Genomic DNA, 18,717 nt, shown 5'->3' with positions numbered 1-18,717 from the left:
GGGGTGGCGGTCCGGAAACGGGCTGCCACCCCCGCCCTCCGGTACCCGGTCCGAAACGGAAGGCAAGCACAATGAGTGCCGCCGACATGAAAGCAGCCGACCCGCCGGTGTCCGTCCCGCGGGCTCCTGAGGGTGAGGATCCTCAGCCCTCGAACGGTGTGACCCGTAAACCGCGGAAGGCCGGCGCTCTGCTGCCGTACCTCCTGATAGCCCCGGCGTTCATCGCCATCGCCGCAGTCTTCGTCTGGCCCTTCATCAAGACGGTCATCATGTCCTTCCAGGACGTGGGCCGCCGCGAGCTGTGGTCCGGATCGGCTGCCCCCTGGGTGGGCTTCGACCAGTTCACCAACATCCTGGGAGACGCCGAGTTCTGGAACGTCGTCTGGCGGACCATCATCTTCATGCTCGTCTGCGTCGCCGCCACGATGGGCGCCGGCCTGGGCCTCTCCATGCTCATGCAGCGCATGTCCACCTGGGTGCGGCTGCTCCTGACCGCCGCGCTGATCGCGGCCTGGTCGATGCCTCTGCTGGTTGCCACTTCCATCTTCCGGTGGTTCGCGGACTCCGACTACGGCGTCCTCAACATGGTGCTGACCAAGTACTTCGGGATCGACGCGCAGGGACACAACTGGTTCCTCGACCCCAAGCAGGGCTTCGTCATCATCGGCGCGGTCGTCGTCTGGGGAGCCCTTCCCTTCGTCTCGGTGACGCTGTACGCCGCGCTGACGCAGGTTCCCAGGGAGCTCGAAGAGGCCGCGGCGCTCGACGGCGCCGGCACGGCCGGCATCTTCCGATACGTCACCTGGCCGGTCATCAAGCCCGTCTTCCAGATGGTCGCGACTCTGTCCGTGCTGTGGGACTTCAACGTATTCGGCCAGATCTTCCTGATGCGGGGCAACAAGCCGGAGCCGGAGTACTCGGTCCTCGGCATCTACTCGTTCGAGAAGGCATTCGAGTCCAACTCGTTCAGCCAGGGCGCTGCCATCTCGCTGATCACGGTCCTGCTGCTGTCCGGCGTCGCCGTGTACTACCTGCGTCAGCTGCTCAAGATCGGAGAGGTCGAGTGAGCGCCTCCACCCCCCAGGTTCTCCGCCCGGACCGCAAGAAGAGCCGGCTCGGCTACAACATCGCGGGCCTCATCGCCTTCGTACTGATGGCGTTCCCGGTCTACTGGCTGGTCGTCAGTTCCCTGCGGCCGAACGCCGAGATCCGCAGCTACGACCAGACGCTCTGGCCGTCGTCGATCACCTTCGACAACTTCTCCCGGGCCATCAAGCAGCCGAACTTCGGTACGGCCATCGAGTCCAGCCTCATCGTGTGCGGCGTCGCCGTTCTCGGCGGCATGCTGCTCGCCACGATCGCGGCCTTCGCCATCGGCCGGTTCCAGTTCCGCGGACGCAAGTTCTTCATGATCGTGCTGCTCGTGGTGCAGCTGCTGCCCCCGACGGCCATGCTGATCCCCATCTACATCCAGCTCAACGACCTCGGCGGGCTGAACGAGTACTGGGGCGTCATCGTCATCTACCTCGTCTCCACGCTGCCGTTCGCCACGTGGATGATCCGCGGATTCGTGATCAACATTCCGCCGGAGCTGGAGGAATCGGCCATGGTCGACGGCTGCAGCCGGATGGGAGCCTTCTGGCGGGTCACCTTCCCGCTCCTGGCTCCCGGGCTCGCGGCCGCCGCGATCTTCTCGCTGATCACCGCGTGGAACGAGTACCTCCTCGCGTACGTCGTCCTCCAGGACAACGACAAGTACACCCTCAATGTCTGGCTGATGAACTTCACCACCTCGCGAGGCATCGACTACGGCGCGCTGATGGCGGCTTCGACGCTGATCGCCATCCCGGTAGTGGCCTTCTTCCTGCTGGTGCAGAAGTACATGGCAACCGGTCTCACCTCCGGCGCCGTGAAGGGATAACGCTGCCTCATGACCACCCTGATATCCACCACGGACACCGTCACCCGCGACGCCCTCGCCGTACTGCAACCCGGATTCACCGGCACCACCGCCCCGGACTGGGTGCTGCGCAGGGTCGACGAAGGACTCGCCTCCGTCGCCCTCTTCGGCCGCAACATCCGTACGGCCGAGCAGGTCTCCGCGCTCACCGCCCAGCTCAGGGCCGTGCGTGACGATGTCCTCGTGGCCATCGACGAGGAGGGCGGCGACGTCACCCGCCTCGAAGTGCGCACCGGCTCCTCCTTCCCCGGCAACCTCGCGCTCGGCCATGTCGACGACGTGGAGCTGACCCGTGCGGTCGCCCAGGAGCTGGGCCGCCGGCTCGCCGAGTGCGGCGTCAACCTCAACTGGGCGCCGTCCGCGGACGTCAACTCCAACCCGGGCAATCCGATCATCGGCGTGCGGTCCTTCGGTGCCGACACCCAGCTGGTGGCCCGGCACACCGCCGCGTACATCGAAGGCCTCCAGGCCGCCGGAGTCGCCGCCTGCACCAAGCACTTCCCCGGTCACGGCGACACCGCGGTCGACTCGCACCACGCGCTGCCGCGCATCGACGTGGACCTGGAGACCCTGCACGCCCGTGAACTGGTGCCCTTCGGGGCGGCCGTCGCCGCGGGTTCCAAGTGCGTGATGAGCGCGCACATCCTGCTGCCGGCGCTCGACCCGGACCGCCCCGGAACCGTGAGCCCGCGGATCCTCACCGGTCTGCTGCGCGAGGAGATGGGCTACGACGGCCTGATCGTCACCGACGCCGTGGAGATGCAGGCCATCGCCGGGACGTACGGCATCGAGCGCGGCTCCGTCCTCGCCATCGCCGCCGGAGCCGACGCGCTGTGCGTCGGTGGCGGTCTCCAGGACGACGGCACGGTGCAGCGGCTGCGCGACGCGCTGGTCGCGGCGGTACGCAGCGGTGAACTCGCGGAGGAGCGTCTCGCGGACGCGGCCGCACGGGTACGTGCCCTCGCGTCGTGGACGCGGGGGGCCCGGGACAGGACCGGTTCCGAGCCGGGTGCGGCAGTGCAGGAGGGGACCGCGCCCGGCACCGGAATCCGTTCCGACATCGGCCTGGTCGCCGCCCGCCGCGCGGTGCGGGTGACCGGTTCCGCCGAGCCGCTGACCGGGGCCGCGTACGTCGCGGCGTTCACCTCCGCTGCGAACATCGCGGTCGGCGACGAGACCCCGTGGGGCGTCGCCGCGGAGCTGGGCCGGCTGCTGCCGGGCACGGAGACCGACACGTACAGTAGCGAGACCGAGGAGCCCGTGGCCGCTGTGCTGCGGGCCGCGGGGGAGCGGCGCGTCGTCGTGGTCGTCCGCGACGCCCACCGTCACGCGTGGATGACGGAGGCCCTCGACGCCCTGGTGGCGGAGCGCCCCGACACGGTGGTGGTCGAGATGGGCGTCCCGCAGGCGGCCCCGAGGGGCGCCCTGCACATCGCCACCCACGGCGCGGCCCGCGTCTGCGGACTGGCGGCCGCGGAGATCATCACCGCCGGTACGGGCCACCCCCGGGCCTGAGTACGGGCGTGATGCGGGGCGAGGGGCGGCATCACGCCTCTCCGCCGGGCCGCATCACGCCTCCCCGCCGGGCCGGATCGAGCCCGCCCGGCGGGGAGGGCGCCTGTTCCCACGGCCGCGCTTCCCCGTACCGCGAGGGCGATGGCCGAGGACGTCCAACAGGACACGCGTCGGCATACGAGAGGGCCGGGGCGCACCCGTCAGGGATGCGTCCCGGCCCTCTCCCGCGTCAGCTGCGGCCAGGGTCCTGCGTCTCCGGATCACGCCGGACCCCGCGAGCCCGGCATGATCCGGACGGGAGGCCCTAAATGCCCTGCCACAGCGGCTTCGACGCGTACGTGGCGCGGAAGTAGTCCGCCAGCTTCAGCTTCGACGCCGCGGCCTCGTCCACCACCACCGTCGCGTGCGGGTGCAGTTGCAGCGCGGAGGCGGGCACGATCGAGGCGACCGGACCCTCGACCGTCTGCGCCACGGCGTCGGCCTTGCCCTCGCCGGTGGCGAGCAGGATCGGGTGCCGGGACTCCAGGATGGTGCCTATGCCCTGGGTGATCACGTGGTGCGGCACCTGCGTGATGTCGTTGTCGAAGAAGCGCGCGTTGTCGATCCGGGTCTGCTCGGTGAGCGTCTTGATCCGGGTACGGGAGGCGAGCGAGGAGCACGGCTCGTTGAAGCCGATGTGCCCGTCCGTGCCGATACCGAGGAGCTGCAGGTCCACCCCGCCGGCCTCGGTCAGCGCCCGGTCGTACGCCTGGCAGGCCGCCGGGATGTCCTCGGCGGAGCCGTCGGGACCCATGAAGGACGCCTCCGACAGACCGAGCGGTTCGACGACCTCGCGCAGCACCACGGAGCGGTAGGACTCGGGGTGGCCCGCCGGCAGCCCGACGTACTCGTCCAGCTGGCAGATCCGGGCGCGCGAGGCGTCCACGGCGCCGGAACGGACCTTGGCCGCCAGGGCCTGGTAGATGGGCAGCGGGGTAGAGCCGGTGGCAACGCCGAGAAGGGCGTCGGGCTTGCGGCTCAGCAGCGCGCCGATGGCTTCTGCGATGAGTTCGCCGCCTGCCTTGGCGTCCGGGACGATGACAACTTCCACGCGGGGCCTGCCGATCTGAAGAATTGAATCATGTGGTATAGACCAATCGGGATCCAATCTAGCAGAACCCGACGGCGCGGACACGATGGCCGTACCCGTCCCGGCCGCACCCCGCTGGCGGGTGTCCGGTTCCCCGTGGTCGACTGGGGCGAACGCCGTTCCTGACGCACCGGAACACTCCTGGGAGGCTCGACATGCCCGCCACGTCATCGTCCGAGGAGCGTGAGAAGCCCGGCCGGATCATGTCCGGTGAGATGGCAGAACAGCCCGGAGTGCTGCGCCGGATCCTCGATGAGGGAGCCCCCGCGATCCGCGAGGTGGCCGCCGGGATCGCGGCGAGGAAGCCGCGCTTCGTCCTCCTCACCGCCCGCGGCACGTCGGACAACGCCGCGCTCTACGCCAAGTACCTGTTGGAGATCCGGCTCGGCCTGCCCTGCGGACTCGCCTCCATGTCCACCACGACCGCGTACGGCGCGAAGCCCGACCTCAGGGACGTGCTGGTCGTCACCGTCAGCCAGTCCGGCGGCTCGCCCGACCTGGTGGCCTCCACCCGGGCCGCCCGCGAGGCCGGCGCGATCACCCTGGCCGTCACCAACAACCCGGATTCGCCCCTGGCCGCCGTCTCCGAGTACCACATCGACATCCTTGCGGGCCCGGAGAAGGCCCTCCCGGCCACCAAGACCTACACGGCGTCGCTGCTGTCCCTCTACCTCTTCGTGGAGGGTCTGAGCGGCGGCGACGGTGCGGCCGCCGCGATCCTGCCGGAGCGGGCCGAGTCGATCCTGGCCCGCAAGGACGAGGTCAGGGCGCTGGCCGCGCGCTACCGCTTCGCCGAGCGCATGGTCATCACCTCACGCGGCTACGGTTACCCCACGGCCAAGGAGGCCGCGCTGAAGCTGATGGAGACCAGCTACATCCCCGCTCTCTCCTATTCCGGCGCCGATCTGCTGCACGGGCCGCTCGCCATGGTCGACAACATCTCCCCGGTGATCGCGGTCGTCACCGACGGCCGGGGCGGCGAGGCGCTGCAGCCGGTCCTGGACCGGCTGCGCGGCCGTGGCGCGGATCTGTTCGTGGTCGGCCCCGAGGCCCAGGTGGCGGCGGCGTCCGCGGGCTTCGCGCTGCCGACGGCCGGGGTCGCCGAAGAGGTCCAGCCGATCCTGGAGATCCTGCCGCTGCAGCTGCTGGCGTACGAGGTGACGATCGCCCGTGGCCAGGACCCGGACGCGCCCCGCGCGCTGGCCAAGGTCACCGAGACCCACTGATCGCGCGACGGGCCCGTGGAACACCCGCGGGCCACGGCACCGGAGCGGGACCCTCAGCCCGTCCGGCACCGCAGCCCGGAGTTGAGACCGACCACCACCTGGGGGGGGCGGTCTGCTCGGCCGGCGGTGTGCGGTGCCCCCGGCCGGGGAGAGGTGCTCGCGCAGTCAGGGCAGAGAGCGCGGGTACCTCGATCCACTCTCCTGTGCGGGGAGAGCGGAAGCTCTGTCTTGAGCATTGTGGACTAGACCATTCGCCCGTGTCCATCCGTCGGAGCACCGCAGTTTTCCGGTCCTCCTTCCCTGACACGTACGCCCGGGCGTACGGTTCGGAGCCATTGCCCATCCGCGGGTACGCTCGCACACGTGCCCTCCATGAACGACCTCGTCCGCCAGCACACAGCCCTCAGCGACACCGACCTGGAGTGGCTGCACCTGCTGGTCTCGGAGTGGCAGCTGCTCTCCGACCTGTCCTTCGCCGACCTCGTGCTGTGGGTCCCCACCCGGGACGGCACCCGCTACGTGTCCGTGGCCCAGATGCGGCCCAACACCGGCCCCACCTCCTACCAGGACGACATGGTCGGCCACTTGGTGCCACGTGGCCGCCGTCCCCTGCTCGACGCGGCGCTGGACGAGGGCCGGATCGTGCGCGAGGGCGACCCGGAGTGGCGCGAGGAGGTGCCGGTACGGGTCGAGTCGATCCCGGTGCGGCGCGAGGGCCGGGTCCTCGGCGTCATCGCCCGCAACACCAACCTCCTGACCGTCCGTACCCCGTCCCGGCTGGAACTCACCTACCTCCAGTCGGCCTCCGACCTGGCCCAGATGATCGCCGCCGGGGCCTTCCCCTTCCCCGGCCAGCAGGTCGACATGGACGCCTCGCCGCGCGTCGGCGACGGACTGATCAGGCTCGACGCCGACGGGGTCGTCCAGTACGCCAGCCCCAACGGCCTCTCCGCCTACCACCGTCTCGGCCTCGCCTCCGACCTGGTCGGCCAGCATCTGGGGGGGATCACCGCCGAGCTCGCCCCCTCCCGGGGCCCGGTGGACGAGGCCCTGGTCAAACTCGCCAGCGGCTACGCGCCCCGGGAGTTCGAGGTCGAGTGCGCGGGCGGGGTGATCCAGCTCCGGGCGATTCCGCTCAAGCCCAAGGGTGTCCGGATCGGCTCCCTGGTCCTGCTCCGGGACGTCACCGAACTGCGTCGCCGCGAGCGGGAGTTGATCACCAAGGACGCCACCATCCGGGAGATCCACCACCGGGTGAAGAACAACCTCCAGACCGTCGCCGCCCTGTTGCGGCTCCAGGCCCGCCGGATGGACTCGGTGCGAGGCCGTGAGGCGCTCAACGAGGCGGTACGGCGCGTCGGTTCGATCGCCATCGTGCATGAGACGCTGTCCCAGAATCTGGACGAGCGAGTGGAGTTCGACGAGATCGCCGACCGGGTCATCGCGATGGTCGCCGAGATCTCGCCGGGCAAGGTCACCTGCCGCCGGACGGGACGCTTCGGCATCCTCGACGCCGAAGTGGCCACCCCGCTGGCGATGGTGCTCACCGAGGTCCTGCAGAACGCGCTGGAACACGCCTTCACCCTCGCCGAGTCCGGCACGGTCGATGTGTCGGCGGTACGCGGCGGTTCCTCCGCCGGGACACGGTTGCTGATCACGGTTCAGGACGACGGCTGCGGTCTGCCCGAGGGCTTCGACCCGCAGCGTGCCGGCAACCTGGGGCTGCAGATCGTGCGGACGCTGGTGGAGGGCGAGTTGAGCGGGACCTTCGGAATGATCCCGGCCCCCGAGCGCGGCACCAGGGTCGTCCTCGACATCCCGGTCCGGGCCGAGAAGTAACCCTGGCCGCGACCGACGCGAACACAGCAGTGAGCCCGGACCGTTGATCACGGCCCGGGCTCACTGCTCATGCATGCGCTTCGGGGGTACTGCGCGCTGCGACTCGGGGGCGGGGTTGTGCGTACACGCTGTACGCGCCGCCTGGCTGAGGCTCGTAGCGGTGGCGTCGGATCAGGCGCTGGCGTTACGCGCCCGGTTGCGAGCGGCACGGCGCTTCATGGCGCGGCGCTCGTCCTCGCTGAGGCCACCCCAGACGCCGGAGTCCTGGCCGGACTCGAGCGCCCACTGCAGGCACTGCTCCATGACGGGGCAGCGACGGCAGACGGCCTTGGCTTCCTCGATCTGCAGCAGCGCAGGACCGGTGTTGCCGATGGGGAAGAACAGCTCGGGGTCTTCCTCACGACAAACGGCGTTGTGACGCCAGTCCATGGCTGCTACCTCTCCTTGGTATTACATACTGTGCTTGTGAATGTGAACGCTTTCACGAATCCCCCCGCAGCCAACGGGCCGACGCCCAGATGAACTGGTTGTGGTCCTGTGGGTTGAGGAGGGGTTCTGGCTCTCAGTGGAGGCCGTTGTTGCGGGCCGTCCCGATCGCCATGTAGAGATTCGCAAACCTCGGCGGCGGATACAACCCCTTCCGGAAACTTTTTTTTGATTCCTCGGTGTCGACTAGGTCACAGCCGTACTTCTATGGGGTGGAGTCCAGCCCAAACGTTCGAGTTAAAGGACTTTGGTCACTTCCACTCACACAATCACACGCAGTGCACGGCGTACGCCTGTGAACGTCACACTGGTGCGCACTCCCAGATGGTCGCCGTCCATCTGAAAGGGTAGTGGCGCCTTTGAATGCAAGGTGAAGTCCGTGAGGTCATGGAGTGAAACGGCATGCTTCCCGGACGGGCCCTTCTCGGGGCTCGAAGTCAGCAGTTGGGTGCCGTACCGGGCCACGGCCGCGGTGGAGAGCCGCTTCAGTCCGAGCACGTCCAGGCCGGTGTCGAACGTGGCTCTGGGGGACGCGTACATGGGGCGATTCCCCAGGTAGGTCCAGGGGGCCGTGTTGGAGATTATCGACAGTGCAAGATCGGTCACAGGCGGTTGTCCGGGTGTCTCCAGCGTGATTGCCCCGTGTCTGCGGTGCGGTTCCTCCAGGAATTGCCGGACGAACTGGCGGACATACAGCGCGTGCGTGGAGCGCTTACCCGATTCGCGTTTCTGTTCGACCCGGCCGACCACGCCCGCGTCGAATCCGAGTCCGGCGCAGAAAGTGAACCAGCGTTCCGGGACCGACTCGTCCGCGGTGCCGGGGGTGCCGGCCGCCAGTCCCAGGCCGACCGTGCGTTCGGTCCGGTTGGCGAGCGCGTCCAGGATCGCGCCGGTCGCCTCCACCGCGTCGTTGGGCAGGCCGAGGGCGCGCGCGAAGACATTGGTGGAGCCGCCGGGGACCACCGCGAGGCTCGGCAGGTTGTCCAGGTCGGGGCCGCTGTGGAGCAGGCCGTTGACGACCTCGTTGACCGTGCCGTCGCCGCCCAGGGCGACCACCAGGTCGATCTCCCCGGAGTCCGCGGCCCGACGGCCCAGGTCCCGGGCGTGGCCCCGGTACTCGGTGGTCACGGCCTCCAGCTTCATCTCGCTGGCCAGTGCGTGGATGAGCACATCACGCGTCCGCGCACTGGTGGTGGTAGCAGCTGGATTGACCACAAGGAGTGCGCGCATGACGGCCAGACTACCTACCGAGTGGTATCGCTCTGAAGTCCCGCCCCATGGCCTTCACGCTCGGTGACGGACCGGGTGCGGTGGGGCGAGGGGCGGTCGTCCGTTCCCGTACGTTTCCGACCCCCGGCTTCGCTTTCGCGGTGCCGGGATGCCAACCTGCAAGGGTGAGTACTCAGCAGAACACGCCCTCCGAGCCGACCTCCGAGTCGGTTTCGGAGTCGCCCGCGCCCTCGGTCGGACCGGCGAAGCCGAGCAGGATCACGCTCGTGGCCGGACTCAACGCCCTGGAAGGGGCGGCGCTCGTCGTCGGCGGGATCTACATGCTGGTGATGGGGTTGCTGGGGCGCCCCGAGAGCCCGCAGCAGGCGGAGATGGGCGGCCTCACGCTGATCGCGCTCGGCCTGATCCCGCTGATCGCCGCACGTGGCCTGCTGCTGCGGCGCAGCTGGAGCCGCGGCCCCGCGCTCATCACGCAGATCATCGGGCTTCCGGTGGCCTGGACCCTGCTGAGGTCCCACGGCGTGCTGATCCCGGCCGGGATCGTCCTCGCGGCGGTGGTCCTGACGGCGCTCTATCAGCTGGTCAGGCCGACGACGATCGACGAACTGGGCATTCGCAGGCCGGGCACCACGCCGGACGCCTGAGAGCCTGTCGGGTGACCTCCGACCGGGCGGCCACGCCCTGGCACGCACGCTTCCCGCGTTGGTCGCCAATGCTCCGCGTCGACTCCCTCCTCCGCCTCGGAATCGCACGCACCAGGCCACGTCCGCCATCCGATCCGAGGCCACCCGACAGGCTCTGAGCCACGGGAGCCGTCGGCCGCCGGGACGCATGAGCGGGCCGTTTCGCTGCGGCTGTCACGCGCGCGACACCGCCGCACCTGATGGCCCGGCCACCGCCTGCCGGGCGGACACGAGCCGCTGCCCGTGCCCAGCCGCCGCCCGAGCCGGCTGTCCCGCAGCGACTGCCCGGCGCACGGAGTCGGCGTTCGCGTCGGCTCCGCGCACAGGCGTCGGACCCCCGCCCCGCGTCTCCCGCCCTACTCCTCGACGAGCAGCCGCTCACGCAGCTGCGCCAGGGTGCGGGCCAGCAGTCGCGAGACGTGCATCTGCGAGATGCCGACCTCCTGGGCGATCTGCGACTGGGTCATGTTGCCGAAGAACCGCAGCAGCAGGATCCGCTTCTCGCGCGGCGGCAGGTCCTCCAGCAGCGGTTTGAGCGACTCCCGGTACTCGACGCCCTCCAGCGCCTCGTCCTCGGAGCCCAGAGTGTCCGCCACCGCGGGGGACTCGTCGTCCGTGTCCGGCACGTCCAGCGAGAGCGTGCTGTACGCATTGGCCGATTCCAGGCCCTCCAGGACCTCTTCCTCGGAGATGCCCAGCCGCTCCGCCAGCTCGTGCACCGTCGGCGAGCGGCCGTGCTGCTGGGAGAGTTCGGCGGTGGCCGTGGTGAGCGAGAGCCGCAGCTCCTGGAGCCGACGCGGCACCCGGACCGCCCAGCCCTTGTCACGGAAGTGGCGCTTGATCTCGCCGACGACCGTGGGTGTCGCGTACGTCGAGAACTCGACGCCTCGGTCCGGGTCGAACCGGTCGACCGACTTGATCAGCCCGATCGTGGCGACCTGGGTCAGGTCGTCCAGCGGCTCGCCGCGATTGCGGAACCGGCGGGCCAGGTGCTCCACGAGCGGCAGATGCATCCGCACCAGCCGATTGCGCAGCTCCGCCTTCTCGGCCGATCCGTCGGGAAGCCCGCGCAGTTCGACGAACAGCGCCCGCGCCCCGCTGCGGTCATGTGGATCGTGGTGCCCGTGCTCGCTCATCTGGCCTGCCCGCTCCGCCTGCGACTGCTCCAACGCGACCGTGGGGCCCGCAGGCCCGTCCGCCCCGTCCTCCGGATGGGGCAGGGCCTGCTGCTCCGGGATGCCCGCTGCGCGCACCACCCCTGGTCGGATCGTCTCGTCCCGCACAGGACCGTCCCCGTTCCCGTTGCTCACGCCGGCCCGGGTCCCGCGCCGCGCTGTTTGTACAGGCTGATGCTGACCGTGCGGTCGTCGGCGACCGAGGAGTCGACCTTGCCGGCCAGCGCGGAGAGCACCGTCCAGGCGAAGGTGTCGCGCTCCGGCGCCCGGCCGTCCGTCGTCGGCGCCGACACCGTCACCTCAAGAGAATCCTCGATGAGCCGGAAGACGCAGCTGAGGACGGAGCCCGGCACGGCCTGCTGGAGCAGGATCGCGCAGGCCTCGTCGACGGCGATGCGGAGATCCTCGATCTCGTCGAGTGTGAAGTCCAAGCGCGCTGCGAGGCCGGCCGTGGCCGTACGCAGCACTGACAGGTAGGCACCCGCAGCGGGCAGCCGGACCTCTACGAAGTCCTGATTCCCGGGCTCGCCTGCGATCTGGGACACCCTCACCTCCAAGGTGGCACAAACTCTTTCGAGGGTCCGGGAAGGGTGCCCCGGAGCCATGCGGTACGTCTTCGGTTCTGGTCCGGCGACGCTATCGCGATCCATGATGCCGTGTCGCCGGGCCCCGGGGCCTGCCCGCGGATCGCGAACGGACGGCCCCAGCCCACGAGTGTCACTCATGGTAAGCCTATGAGCACAAACGGTGGCTAGGGGTCTGCTGAGGTCAATTCCGAACAACCGGCGCCGGATTGACGTACCCGGACGTCAGACGATCGAACCGTCCACGAAGCACCAGCGCCAGCTTTCGCCGGGCTCGAAGCTCCGCATCACCGGATGACCGGTCTCCTTGAAGTGGGCGGTGGCGTGCCGCAGCGGTGACGAATCGCAGCAGCCGACATGGCCGCAGGCGAGGCAGAGTCGCAGCTGCACCGGGTGGGTGCCCGCCGCGAGACAGCCGGTACAGGTCTCGCTGAGCGGGGCCGGCTCGGGGCGCGGCAGTTCGGACAGGTGCGGGCAGTCACTCATGATTGTCAGGTTACGACGGATGTGAGGACCGTGAGATGGACGCATTGCCTCTGGTGGCACTGGTCGCAGCCAGTGCGGCTGTCGCGGGGGCCGCGCGCCGCACCCCCGTGCCGGCCCCCCTCCTGCTGGTCACGGCGGGGCTGATCGCCTCGTATCTGCCCGGGGTGCCGACGTACACCCTGGACGCGCACGTCGTACTTCCGCTGCTGCTGCCGCCGCTGCTCTACACGGCGGCGGTCGACAGCTCGTACCTCGATCTGCGGGCCAATATCCGGCCGGTCGCGCTGCTCTCCGTCGGTTACGTGCTGTTCGCGACCGCGGCGGTCGGCTGGCTCGCGTACCGCCTCGTGCCCGATCTGCCGCCCACCGCCGCGCTGGTGCTCGGCGCGGTGGTCGCCCCGCCGGACGCCGTCACGGCCGCCGCGATCGCCCGCCGGGTCGGGCTGCCCGCCCGGGTCACGACGATCCTGCAGGGTGAGTCCCTGGTGAACGACGCCACCGCGATCACCGCCTACAAGGTGGCGCTCGCCGCCGCCGTCGGCGAGGGCATGAGCTGGGGCGCCGGGATCGGCGAATTCCTCCTCGCGGCCGTCGGCGGTGTCGTGGTCGGCCTGGCGCTGATGGTGCCGCTGCACTGGCTCCGTACGCACCTCAAGGAAGCGCTGCTGCAGAACACGCTGTCCCTGCTGATCCCCTTCGTGGCGTACGCGGCGGCGGAACGCGTGCACGCCTCCGGGGTGCTCGCCGTGGTCGTCGTCGCGCTCTATCTGGGTCACCGGGCCTGGCAGGTCGACTTCGCGACCCGGCTCCAGGAGGCGGCCGTCTGGAAGATGGTCGCGTTCATCCTGGAGTCCGCGGTCTTCGCGCTGATCGGGCTCCAACTGCCCTTCGTACTGAAGGGGCTCGGTACGTACGCCGTGGCGGACGCCCTCTGGTACGCGCTCGCCGTGTTCCTCGCCGTCGTCGTGGTCCGCTTCGTCTGGGTCTACCCGGCGACGTATCTGCCCAGATGGCTGTCGAAGCGGATCAGGGAGCGCGAGCCCGGCACGGACTGGACGGCGCCGCTGATCGTCGGCTGGGCCGGGATGCGCGGGGTCGTCTCGCTCGCCATCGCCTTCTCCATCCCGATGGTCACGACCGGCGGGCAGGCCTTCCCGGCCCGCAACCTCGTGCTGTTCCTGACCTTCACCACCGTCATCGGCACCCTCGTCATCCAGGGGCTCAGCCTGCCGCTGCTGGTGCGCGTCCTCAGGCTTCCGGGGCGCGACGCGACGGCACAGACGCTGGCGGAGGCGCAGGCGCAGAGCGAGGCGTCCACGGCCGCCGAGGCACGCCTGGAGGAACTCCTCACCGACCGGCGCAACGCTCTGCCCGGACCGCTCACCGACCGGCTGCGCGCCGTCCTGGAGCGCCGCCGCAACGCCGTGTGGGAGCGCCTCGGCGCCGCCAACCCGGTGACCGGGGAGTCGGCGGACGACACGTACCGGCGTCTGGCCGGGGAGATGATCGAGGCCGAGCGCGAGGTCTTCGTACGGCTGCGGGACGAGCGGCGGATCGACGACGAGATGCTCCGCACGCTGCTCAGACGGCTCGACCTGGAGGAGGCGGCGGCCTACCGGGAGGAATCGAGCGCGCCCTGACGGGGGCGTCTACGGCCGGCCCGTGACGACGGCCGCGACCGTGGTTCCCGCGGGGAAGGCTCCCTCTTCGGTGAGCGTGGTGAGCGCGTACAGCAGCTTGGCGACGTAGAGCCGCTCGACGGGCAGCCCGTGCCGCTGCTCGAAGTCGTCCGCGAAGGCGTGCAGCGGCGGGGGCGTACGAGCGTATCCACCGAAGTGGAAGCGTTCGTCCAAGGACCACGACCCGGCCGCCCCGCCGAACGCCTCCTGCTGCAGTTCCCGTACCGCGTCGCCGAGGAAACCGCCGCGCAGCACCGGGACGCCGAGGGCGCGCTGCCCCGGCGCGAGACCGGCGGCGAGACCGGCGAGGGTGCCGCCGGTACCGCAGGCCACCGCGACCACATCGGCCCTGCCGCGCAGCTCCTGGCCCAGCTCCGTGCAGCCCTGTGCGGCCGCGGCGTTGCTCCCGCCCTCCGGGATGACGCAGCACTCCCCGTAGGTGCTCAGCAGCCCCGCCAGGACCTCCGGATCGGCCTTGGCGCGGTACGTCCTGCGGTCCATGAAATGCAGGGTCATCCCGTCGGCGGCGCACCGGGCCAGCGAGGGGTTGAGGGGGCGGTCGGCGAGTTCGTCGCCGCGTACGACCCCGACGGTGGGGAAGCCGAGCAGCCGCCCGGCGGCGGCGGTGGCCCGCAGATGGTTGGAGTACGCGCCCCCGAAAGTCAGCACGGTGCGCCCGGCGGCGGCCCGCAGGTTGGGGGAGAGCTTGCGCCATTTGTTGCCCGGGAGATCGGGGTGGATCAGATCGTCCCGCTTGAGCAGCAGCCGCACGCCGTGGCGCGCGAAGCGGTCGTCCTCGGCCGGTTGCAGAGGTGACGGGAGCACCGGCCGCAGGCGGGACAGGTCGAACACTTCGGAAGGCATGACGCCATTGTCGTCGTGCCGCACCGGGCCGGACCGGACAGGGGCGGTTACGGGGCATTTCAGGCGGTCCCGGTTCCGGTCCCGCGCGGAGTCCGTCGTGAAGCCGCGTGGATCGATCCTGCCGGGCTGCCACTCCTTGTGGCCGACCGTCCGGGTCGGTCTCGTTGGTGGAGGGGAGGTGCTTCTCGGCGACGACGGCGCGCAGGACGTCGGCGTCGCCGAGTCCGGCGTGGACCGCCCTGCCGTGGCGACCGGATGGACCCGGCCGTCCTTGGCGATCACGCGTGTCGCTCTCCGGGCCGTCTGCCGGACCGGTGGTCCGGAGCGTGAGCGAGTCGATCCGGTCGGACCCCGCGAGAACGGGCCGGGTTCAGTCCTGCGCGAGCCACAGATCGGGGCCGAAGACCTCGTAGTGGATGTCGGCCGCCGGGACCCCCTTGGCCAGCAACTGACCGCGCACGGTGCGCATGAAGGGCAGCGGACCGCAGAGGTAGGCGTGGGTGCCCGGGGCGATCGCGAGGTCGCTCAGGTCGACCGGTCCGGTGCGGTCGGCGCGGTGGCCGGGCTCCGGGTTCTCGTACCAGAAGTGGGCGGCGGCGTCGGCGAGTTTGCCGGTCAGCAGGGCGTGGTCCGTGCGCAGCGCGTGGTCGGCGGGGGAGCGGTCGCCGTGCACGACGGTGACCGGGGCGCGGTGGCCGGTCGCCGCGAGGTGCTCCAGCATCGAGAGCATCGGGGTGCAGCCGATGCCCGCGGAGGCGAGCAGCAGCGGGGCGTCCGTGCTGTCGAGCACGAGGTCGCCGTACGGGGCGGAGACCCGCAGTCGGTCACCGGCTCCGACCTCGGCGTGGAGATGACGGGAGACCTCGCCGTCGGGCGATCCACCGCCGTGCACCCGCTTGACGGTGATCGAGCGCAGCGGCGAACCCGGGGCGCTGGAAAGGCTGTACTGGCGGATCTGGCGGGCGCCGTCGGGGAGTTCCACCTGCACGGAGACGTACTGACCGGGGCGGAAGACGGGGGCGGGGGAGCCGTCGGCCGGCCGGAGCTGGAAGGTGGCGACGTCCGCGGTCTCCTCGACCCGGGCGATCACCTCCCATTCGCGCCACACGTCCCCGGCGACGATGCCCTGCTGCGCGTACAGCCGCTCCTCGATCGAGATCAGGGCGCCCGCCATCAGCCAGTGGACCTCGTCCCAGGCGGCGGCGACCTCCGGGGTGACCGCGTCGCCGAGGACCTCGGCGATGGCGGCGAACAGATGCGTGTGCACGATGTCGTACTGCGCGGGGGTGATGCCGAGCGAGGCGTGCTTGTGGGCGATCCGGCCGAGCATCACGTCGGGTCGGGTGTCCGGCTGCTCGACCAGCAGGGTCGCGAAGGCGGCGATGGAGCCCGCGAGCGCCTGGCGCTGGGCGCCGGATGCCTGGTTGCCGCGGTTGAAGAGGTCGCGGAGCAACTCGGGGTGGGCGTCGAAGAGCTTGCGGTAGAAGAGATCGGCGATGTCCCCGATGGCCGCCCCCACGGCGGGGAGGGTGGCGCGGACAGTGGCGGTCGACGTCTCGGAGAGCATCTGTGGACTCCTGGATCTAGAATTGGTATTTAAGATTCTTATTTTTGGGCAGCGCGGAACCGGGTGGCGGCGCTTGTGGTGTGGTGTGCGCTGGTCCGGCCCCGGGTCAGCCGGGGGCCGGGCGGCTGCTGCTGATGCCGATCAGCAGCGGTCCGGTGGGGGAGGCGACGAGTTCGGTGACGGTGATCGGGTCGAGCGAGGCATAGAAGGCCTCCTCGGCCAGGCGCAGCGCGCCGCGCAGTCTGCAGGCCGCGCGCAGGGGGCATGGGGCGGAGCCCTCGCAGTCGACGACGTCGCCGGGTCCTTCGAGCTCCCGGACGAGCGCGCCGATGGAGGCGGACCGGCCCGCTCCGGTGAGACTGAGTCCGCCGCCGCGGCCCCGGCGTGCCTCGATGAGGCCGAGATGCTGGAGCTTGGCGACGACCTTCGCGGTGTGGGTGTACGGCACTTCCATGGTGGCCGCCACCTCCCGCGTGGTCGGCGGATCCTCGTTCTCCACGACGGCGAGGCGCATCAGCACGCGCAGTGCCACGTCGGTGAATCTCGTCAGCCGCATGACGGCCACGCTAGATAACTTGCATTGCGGATGCAAGTTAATGCCGCCCGTGGACATCGCTGAGCGTCGTGCCCAGCCCAAAGCCGATTAGTCGCACTCATTTGTGTAATGGCGTGCCGACTCTCCGTGCTGAAAGGCTTCTTCGCGCAGGTCGACCAATGATCGAAAGGGCGTCACATGTCCGTTGGTGAAGAGGTTCAGAACGCGCCGGTGCCGCCGCAGCAGAGTCTGGGCACGGCGGCTGCGCGGAACCTCGCGACGACCACCAAGTCCGCTCCGCAGATGCAGGAGATCAGCTCACGGTGGCTGCTGAAGATGCTGCCGTGGGTCCAGGTGCAGGGCGGCACGTACCGGGTGAACCGGAGGCTGAGCTACTCGGTGGGGGACGGCCGGGTGACCTTCGTGCAGACCGGTGACCGGGTCGCGGTCATCCCCGCTGAGCTCGGAGAGCTTCCGGCTCTGCGGGACTTCGGTGACGAAGAGGTGCTCGGCGAGCTCGCCCGGCGGTGTGAGCAGCGCGACATCGCCGCCGGCCAGGTGCTGGCCACCACCGGGGACGCGGCGGACCGCGTCTTCCTGCTGGCGCACGGCAAGGTCGAGAAGGTCGGCACCGGCCGGTACGGGGACGAGACGGTGCTCGGGGTCCACGCCGACGGGGCCTACTTCGGCGACCACGCCCTGATCGACGGCGACGCCGTGTGGGAGTACACCGCCCGCGCCGTCACCGACTGCAAGGTGCTGACGCTCCGGCGGGCGGATGTGCTCAACCTCGCGGAGCGCGCGGGTTCGCTCCGCGCCCATCTCGCCGGACTGCTCAGCGTCCCGCGGCAGCGCACCAACAAGTACGGCGAGGCGGAGATCGGCCTCTCCGCCGGCCATGTCGGCGAGGCCGTCGTCCCGCACACGTACGTCGACTACGAGGCGGCGCCGCGCGAGTACGAACTGAGCGTCGCCCAGACCGTGCTGAAGGTCCACAGCCGGGTCGCCGACCTCTACAACCAGCCGATGAACCAGACCGAGCAGCAGTTGCGGCTCACGGTCGAGGCGCTGCGCGAGCGCCAGGAGCACGAGCTGATCAACAATCGCGAGTTCGGTCTGCTCAACAACTGCGACTACGGGCAGCGCCTCCAGCCGCACGACGGTGTGCCCGGCCCCGACGACATGGACGAACTGCTCTCACGCCGCCGCGGCTCGAAGCTCTTTCTCGCCCACCCGAAGGCCATCGCCGCATTCGGCCGCGAGTGCAACAAGCGCGGTCTGGTGTCGGAGACCGTGGACGTCGGCGGACACCGTGTGCCGGCCTGGCGGGGCGTACCGATCTTCCCGTCCAACAAGATCCCGGTCAGCGACGCCCGGACCACGTCGATCATCTGCATGAGGACGGGCGAGGACGAGCAGGGCGTGATCGGTCTCCACCAGACCGGCATCCCGGACGAGATCGAGCCCAGTCTGTCCGTCCGCTTCATGGGCATCGACGAGCAGGCGATCATCTCCTACCTGGTGACGGCCTACTACTCCGCGGCCATCCTCGTACCGGACGCACTCGGCGTGCTGGAAAACGTCGAGGTCAGCCGTCGGCGGTAGACCCTCGGGGCCCGGGCGCCGGTGTCCGGGCCCCGTCAACCTCCGCCACCGGGCAGCCGTGCCCGGGGCGGCCTCGGGAGGACGTCCCAGTGAAGACCCATCACGCACCCCCATCACCCACCCCCCGGGCCCCGGGGGACGACGATCCGGCCGC

Annotated in this window: 17 protein-coding genes; 8 read left to right on the top strand and 9 right to left on the bottom strand. The window is 70.2% G+C overall.

Translation table 11 applies throughout. The features are described from left to right. The first annotated feature begins 71 nt into the window (after nucleotides 1–71). From ACIOHC_RS24470 to ACIOHC_RS24460, 3 genes are read left to right on the top strand one after another with little or no spacing between them, the layout of a single operon-like run. On the top strand, nucleotides 72–1,067 hold the full coding sequence (locus tag ACIOHC_RS24470) for a sugar ABC transporter permease (RefSeq protein WP_351078479.1): 996 nt from the start codon (nucleotides 72–74) through the stop codon (nucleotides 1,065–1,067). Beyond that, complete coding sequence (locus tag ACIOHC_RS24465) at nucleotides 1,064–1,921, top strand: carbohydrate ABC transporter permease (RefSeq protein ID WP_351078482.1); 858 nt, start codon at nucleotides 1,064–1,066, stop codon at nucleotides 1,919–1,921. Before ACIOHC_RS24470 ends, ACIOHC_RS24465 begins: the two co-directional genes overlap by 4 nt. A 9-nt stretch (nucleotides 1,922–1,930) precedes the next feature. Next, nucleotides 1,931–3,475, top strand: a complete 1,545-nt coding sequence (locus ACIOHC_RS24460; protein WP_351078484.1) for a glycoside hydrolase family 3 protein — start codon at nucleotides 1,931–1,933, stop codon at nucleotides 3,473–3,475. A gap of 304 nt (nucleotides 3,476–3,779) precedes the next feature. On the opposite strand, the gene nagB is transcribed toward ACIOHC_RS24460, so the two are convergent. Further along, nucleotides 3,780–4,565 carry a glucosamine-6-phosphate deaminase gene (gene nagB / locus ACIOHC_RS24455; RefSeq protein WP_351078486.1) on the bottom strand — a complete coding sequence of 262 codons (786 nt, stop codon included), beginning with the start codon at nucleotides 4,563–4,565 and terminating at the stop codon, nucleotides 3,780–3,782. A gap of 194 nt (nucleotides 4,566–4,759) precedes the next feature. On the opposite strand from nagB, the gene ACIOHC_RS24450 reads away from it, so the two are divergent. Then, complete coding sequence (locus tag ACIOHC_RS24450; protein WP_351078488.1) at nucleotides 4,760–5,830, top strand: SIS domain-containing protein; 1,071 nt, start codon at nucleotides 4,760–4,762, stop codon at nucleotides 5,828–5,830. A 372-nt stretch (nucleotides 5,831–6,202) separates the two neighbouring features. Beyond that, the gene (locus tag ACIOHC_RS24445) at nucleotides 6,203–7,669 is read left to right on the top strand and encodes a histidine kinase N-terminal domain-containing protein (protein WP_351078638.1); all 1,467 of its coding nucleotides are present in this window, start codon (nucleotides 6,203–6,205) and stop codon (nucleotides 7,667–7,669) included. 171 nt (nucleotides 7,670–7,840) lie between these two features. On the opposite strand, the gene ACIOHC_RS24440 is transcribed toward ACIOHC_RS24445, so the two are convergent. Together ACIOHC_RS24440 and ACIOHC_RS24435 are read right to left on the bottom strand one after the other, a co-directional pair. Next, complete coding sequence (locus ACIOHC_RS24440) at nucleotides 7,841–8,098, bottom strand: WhiB family transcriptional regulator (protein ID WP_003953983.1); 258 nt, start codon at nucleotides 8,096–8,098, stop codon at nucleotides 7,841–7,843. A 318-nt stretch (nucleotides 8,099–8,416) separates the two neighbouring features. Continuing rightward, a complete protein-coding gene (locus ACIOHC_RS24435) occupies nucleotides 8,417–9,385 on the bottom strand; it encodes a diacylglycerol kinase family protein (RefSeq protein ID WP_351078491.1) in 969 nt (322 codons plus the stop codon). A gap of 266 nt (nucleotides 9,386–9,651) precedes the next feature. On the opposite strand from ACIOHC_RS24435, the gene ACIOHC_RS24430 reads away from it, so the two are divergent. Further along, nucleotides 9,652–10,029, top strand: a complete 378-nt coding sequence (locus ACIOHC_RS24430) for a hypothetical protein (RefSeq protein WP_351078641.1) — start codon at nucleotides 9,652–9,654, stop codon at nucleotides 10,027–10,029. A 395-nt stretch (nucleotides 10,030–10,424) separates the two neighbouring features. Here the strand turns inward: ACIOHC_RS24430 and ACIOHC_RS24425 are convergent, their stop codons facing one another. The 3 genes from ACIOHC_RS24425 to ACIOHC_RS24415 form a co-directional block, all read right to left on the bottom strand. Beyond that, nucleotides 10,425–11,378: an RNA polymerase sigma factor SigF gene (locus ACIOHC_RS24425; protein WP_376219169.1), complete on the bottom strand. Its 954-nt coding sequence runs from the start codon at nucleotides 11,376–11,378 to the stop codon at nucleotides 10,425–10,427. Beyond that, entirely contained in the window at nucleotides 11,375–11,788 is a 414-nt protein-coding gene (locus tag ACIOHC_RS24420; protein WP_073781878.1) for an anti-sigma regulatory factor, read from the bottom strand. Before ACIOHC_RS24420 ends, ACIOHC_RS24425 begins: the two co-directional genes overlap by 4 nt. Nucleotides 11,789–12,052: 264 nt before the next feature. Continuing rightward, complete coding sequence (locus tag ACIOHC_RS24415; RefSeq protein ID WP_351078494.1) at nucleotides 12,053–12,313, bottom strand: UBP-type zinc finger domain-containing protein; 261 nt, start codon at nucleotides 12,311–12,313, stop codon at nucleotides 12,053–12,055. Nucleotides 12,314–12,348: 35 nt separating this feature from the next. Here ACIOHC_RS24415 and ACIOHC_RS24410 point away from each other — a divergent pair, with 35 nt between their 5' ends. Then, nucleotides 12,349–13,953, top strand: coding sequence for a Na+/H+ antiporter (locus ACIOHC_RS24410; RefSeq protein WP_351078496.1), 1,605 nt, complete (start codon nucleotides 12,349–12,351; stop codon nucleotides 13,951–13,953). A 9-nt stretch (nucleotides 13,954–13,962) separates the two neighbouring features. On the opposite strand, the gene ACIOHC_RS24405 is transcribed toward ACIOHC_RS24410, so the two are convergent. The 3 genes from ACIOHC_RS24405 to ACIOHC_RS24395 form a co-directional block, all read right to left on the bottom strand. Next, nucleotides 13,963–14,856, bottom strand: a complete 894-nt coding sequence (locus tag ACIOHC_RS24405; protein WP_351078499.1) for a pyridoxal-phosphate dependent enzyme — start codon at nucleotides 14,854–14,856, stop codon at nucleotides 13,963–13,965. A 370-nt stretch (nucleotides 14,857–15,226) separates the two neighbouring features. Continuing rightward, nucleotides 15,227–16,423 (bottom strand): globin domain-containing protein, encoded by a 1,197-nt coding sequence (locus ACIOHC_RS24400; RefSeq protein ID WP_365692088.1) that lies wholly within the window; start codon nucleotides 16,421–16,423, stop codon nucleotides 15,227–15,229. A gap of 106 nt (nucleotides 16,424–16,529) precedes the next feature. Next, nucleotides 16,530–16,979, bottom strand: coding sequence for an Rrf2 family transcriptional regulator (locus tag ACIOHC_RS24395; RefSeq protein ID WP_351078505.1), 450 nt, complete (start codon nucleotides 16,977–16,979; stop codon nucleotides 16,530–16,532). 177 nt (nucleotides 16,980–17,156) lie between these two features. Here ACIOHC_RS24395 and ACIOHC_RS24390 point away from each other — a divergent pair, with 177 nt between their 5' ends. Further along, a complete protein-coding gene (locus ACIOHC_RS24390) occupies nucleotides 17,157–18,563 on the top strand; it encodes a family 2B encapsulin nanocompartment shell protein (protein WP_351078507.1) in 1,407 nt (468 codons plus the stop codon). Nucleotides 18,564–18,717: the final 154 nt, after the last annotated feature.

It is taken from the genome of Streptomyces sp. NPDC088252 (assembly GCF_044740965.1).
In the GTDB taxonomy this organism is placed as follows: domain Bacteria; phylum Actinomycetota; class Actinomycetes; order Streptomycetales; family Streptomycetaceae; genus Streptomyces.
This window is presented reverse-complemented; position numbering and strand designations above follow the sequence as displayed.

Excerpts from the sequence above, each read along its gene's own strand:
- ACIOHC_RS24470 (WP_351078479.1), top strand. The coding sequence starts at position 72 with ATGAGTGCCGCCGACATGAAAGCAGCCGACCCGCCGGTGTCCGTCCCG.
- ACIOHC_RS24460 (WP_351078484.1), top strand. The coding sequence starts at position 1,931 with ATGACCACCCTGATATCCACCACGGACACCGTCACCCGCGACGCCCTC.
- ACIOHC_RS24450 (WP_351078488.1), top strand. The coding sequence starts at position 4,760 with ATGCCCGCCACGTCATCGTCCGAGGAGCGTGAGAAGCCCGGCCGGATC.
- ACIOHC_RS24445 (WP_351078638.1), top strand. The coding sequence starts at position 6,203 with ATGAACGACCTCGTCCGCCAGCACACAGCCCTCAGCGACACCGACCTG.
- ACIOHC_RS24440 (WP_003953983.1), bottom strand. The coding sequence starts at position 8,098 with ATGGACTGGCGTCACAACGCCGTTTGTCGTGAGGAAGACCCCGAGCTG.
- ACIOHC_RS24435 (WP_351078491.1), bottom strand. The coding sequence starts at position 9,385 with ATGCGCGCACTCCTTGTGGTCAATCCAGCTGCTACCACCACCAGTGCG.
- ACIOHC_RS24415 (WP_351078494.1), bottom strand. The coding sequence starts at position 12,313 with ATGAGTGACTGCCCGCACCTGTCCGAACTGCCGCGCCCCGAGCCGGCC.
- ACIOHC_RS24410 (WP_351078496.1), top strand. The coding sequence starts at position 12,349 with ATGGACGCATTGCCTCTGGTGGCACTGGTCGCAGCCAGTGCGGCTGTC.
- ACIOHC_RS24405 (WP_351078499.1), bottom strand. The coding sequence starts at position 14,856 with ATGCCTTCCGAAGTGTTCGACCTGTCCCGCCTGCGGCCGGTGCTCCCG.
- ACIOHC_RS24400 (WP_365692088.1), bottom strand. The coding sequence starts at position 16,423 with ATGCTCTCCGAGACGTCGACCGCCACTGTCCGCGCCACCCTCCCCGCC.
- ACIOHC_RS24395 (WP_351078505.1), bottom strand. The coding sequence starts at position 16,979 with ATGCGGCTGACGAGATTCACCGACGTGGCACTGCGCGTGCTGATGCGC.
- ACIOHC_RS24390 (WP_351078507.1), top strand. The coding sequence starts at position 17,157 with ATGTCCGTTGGTGAAGAGGTTCAGAACGCGCCGGTGCCGCCGCAGCAG.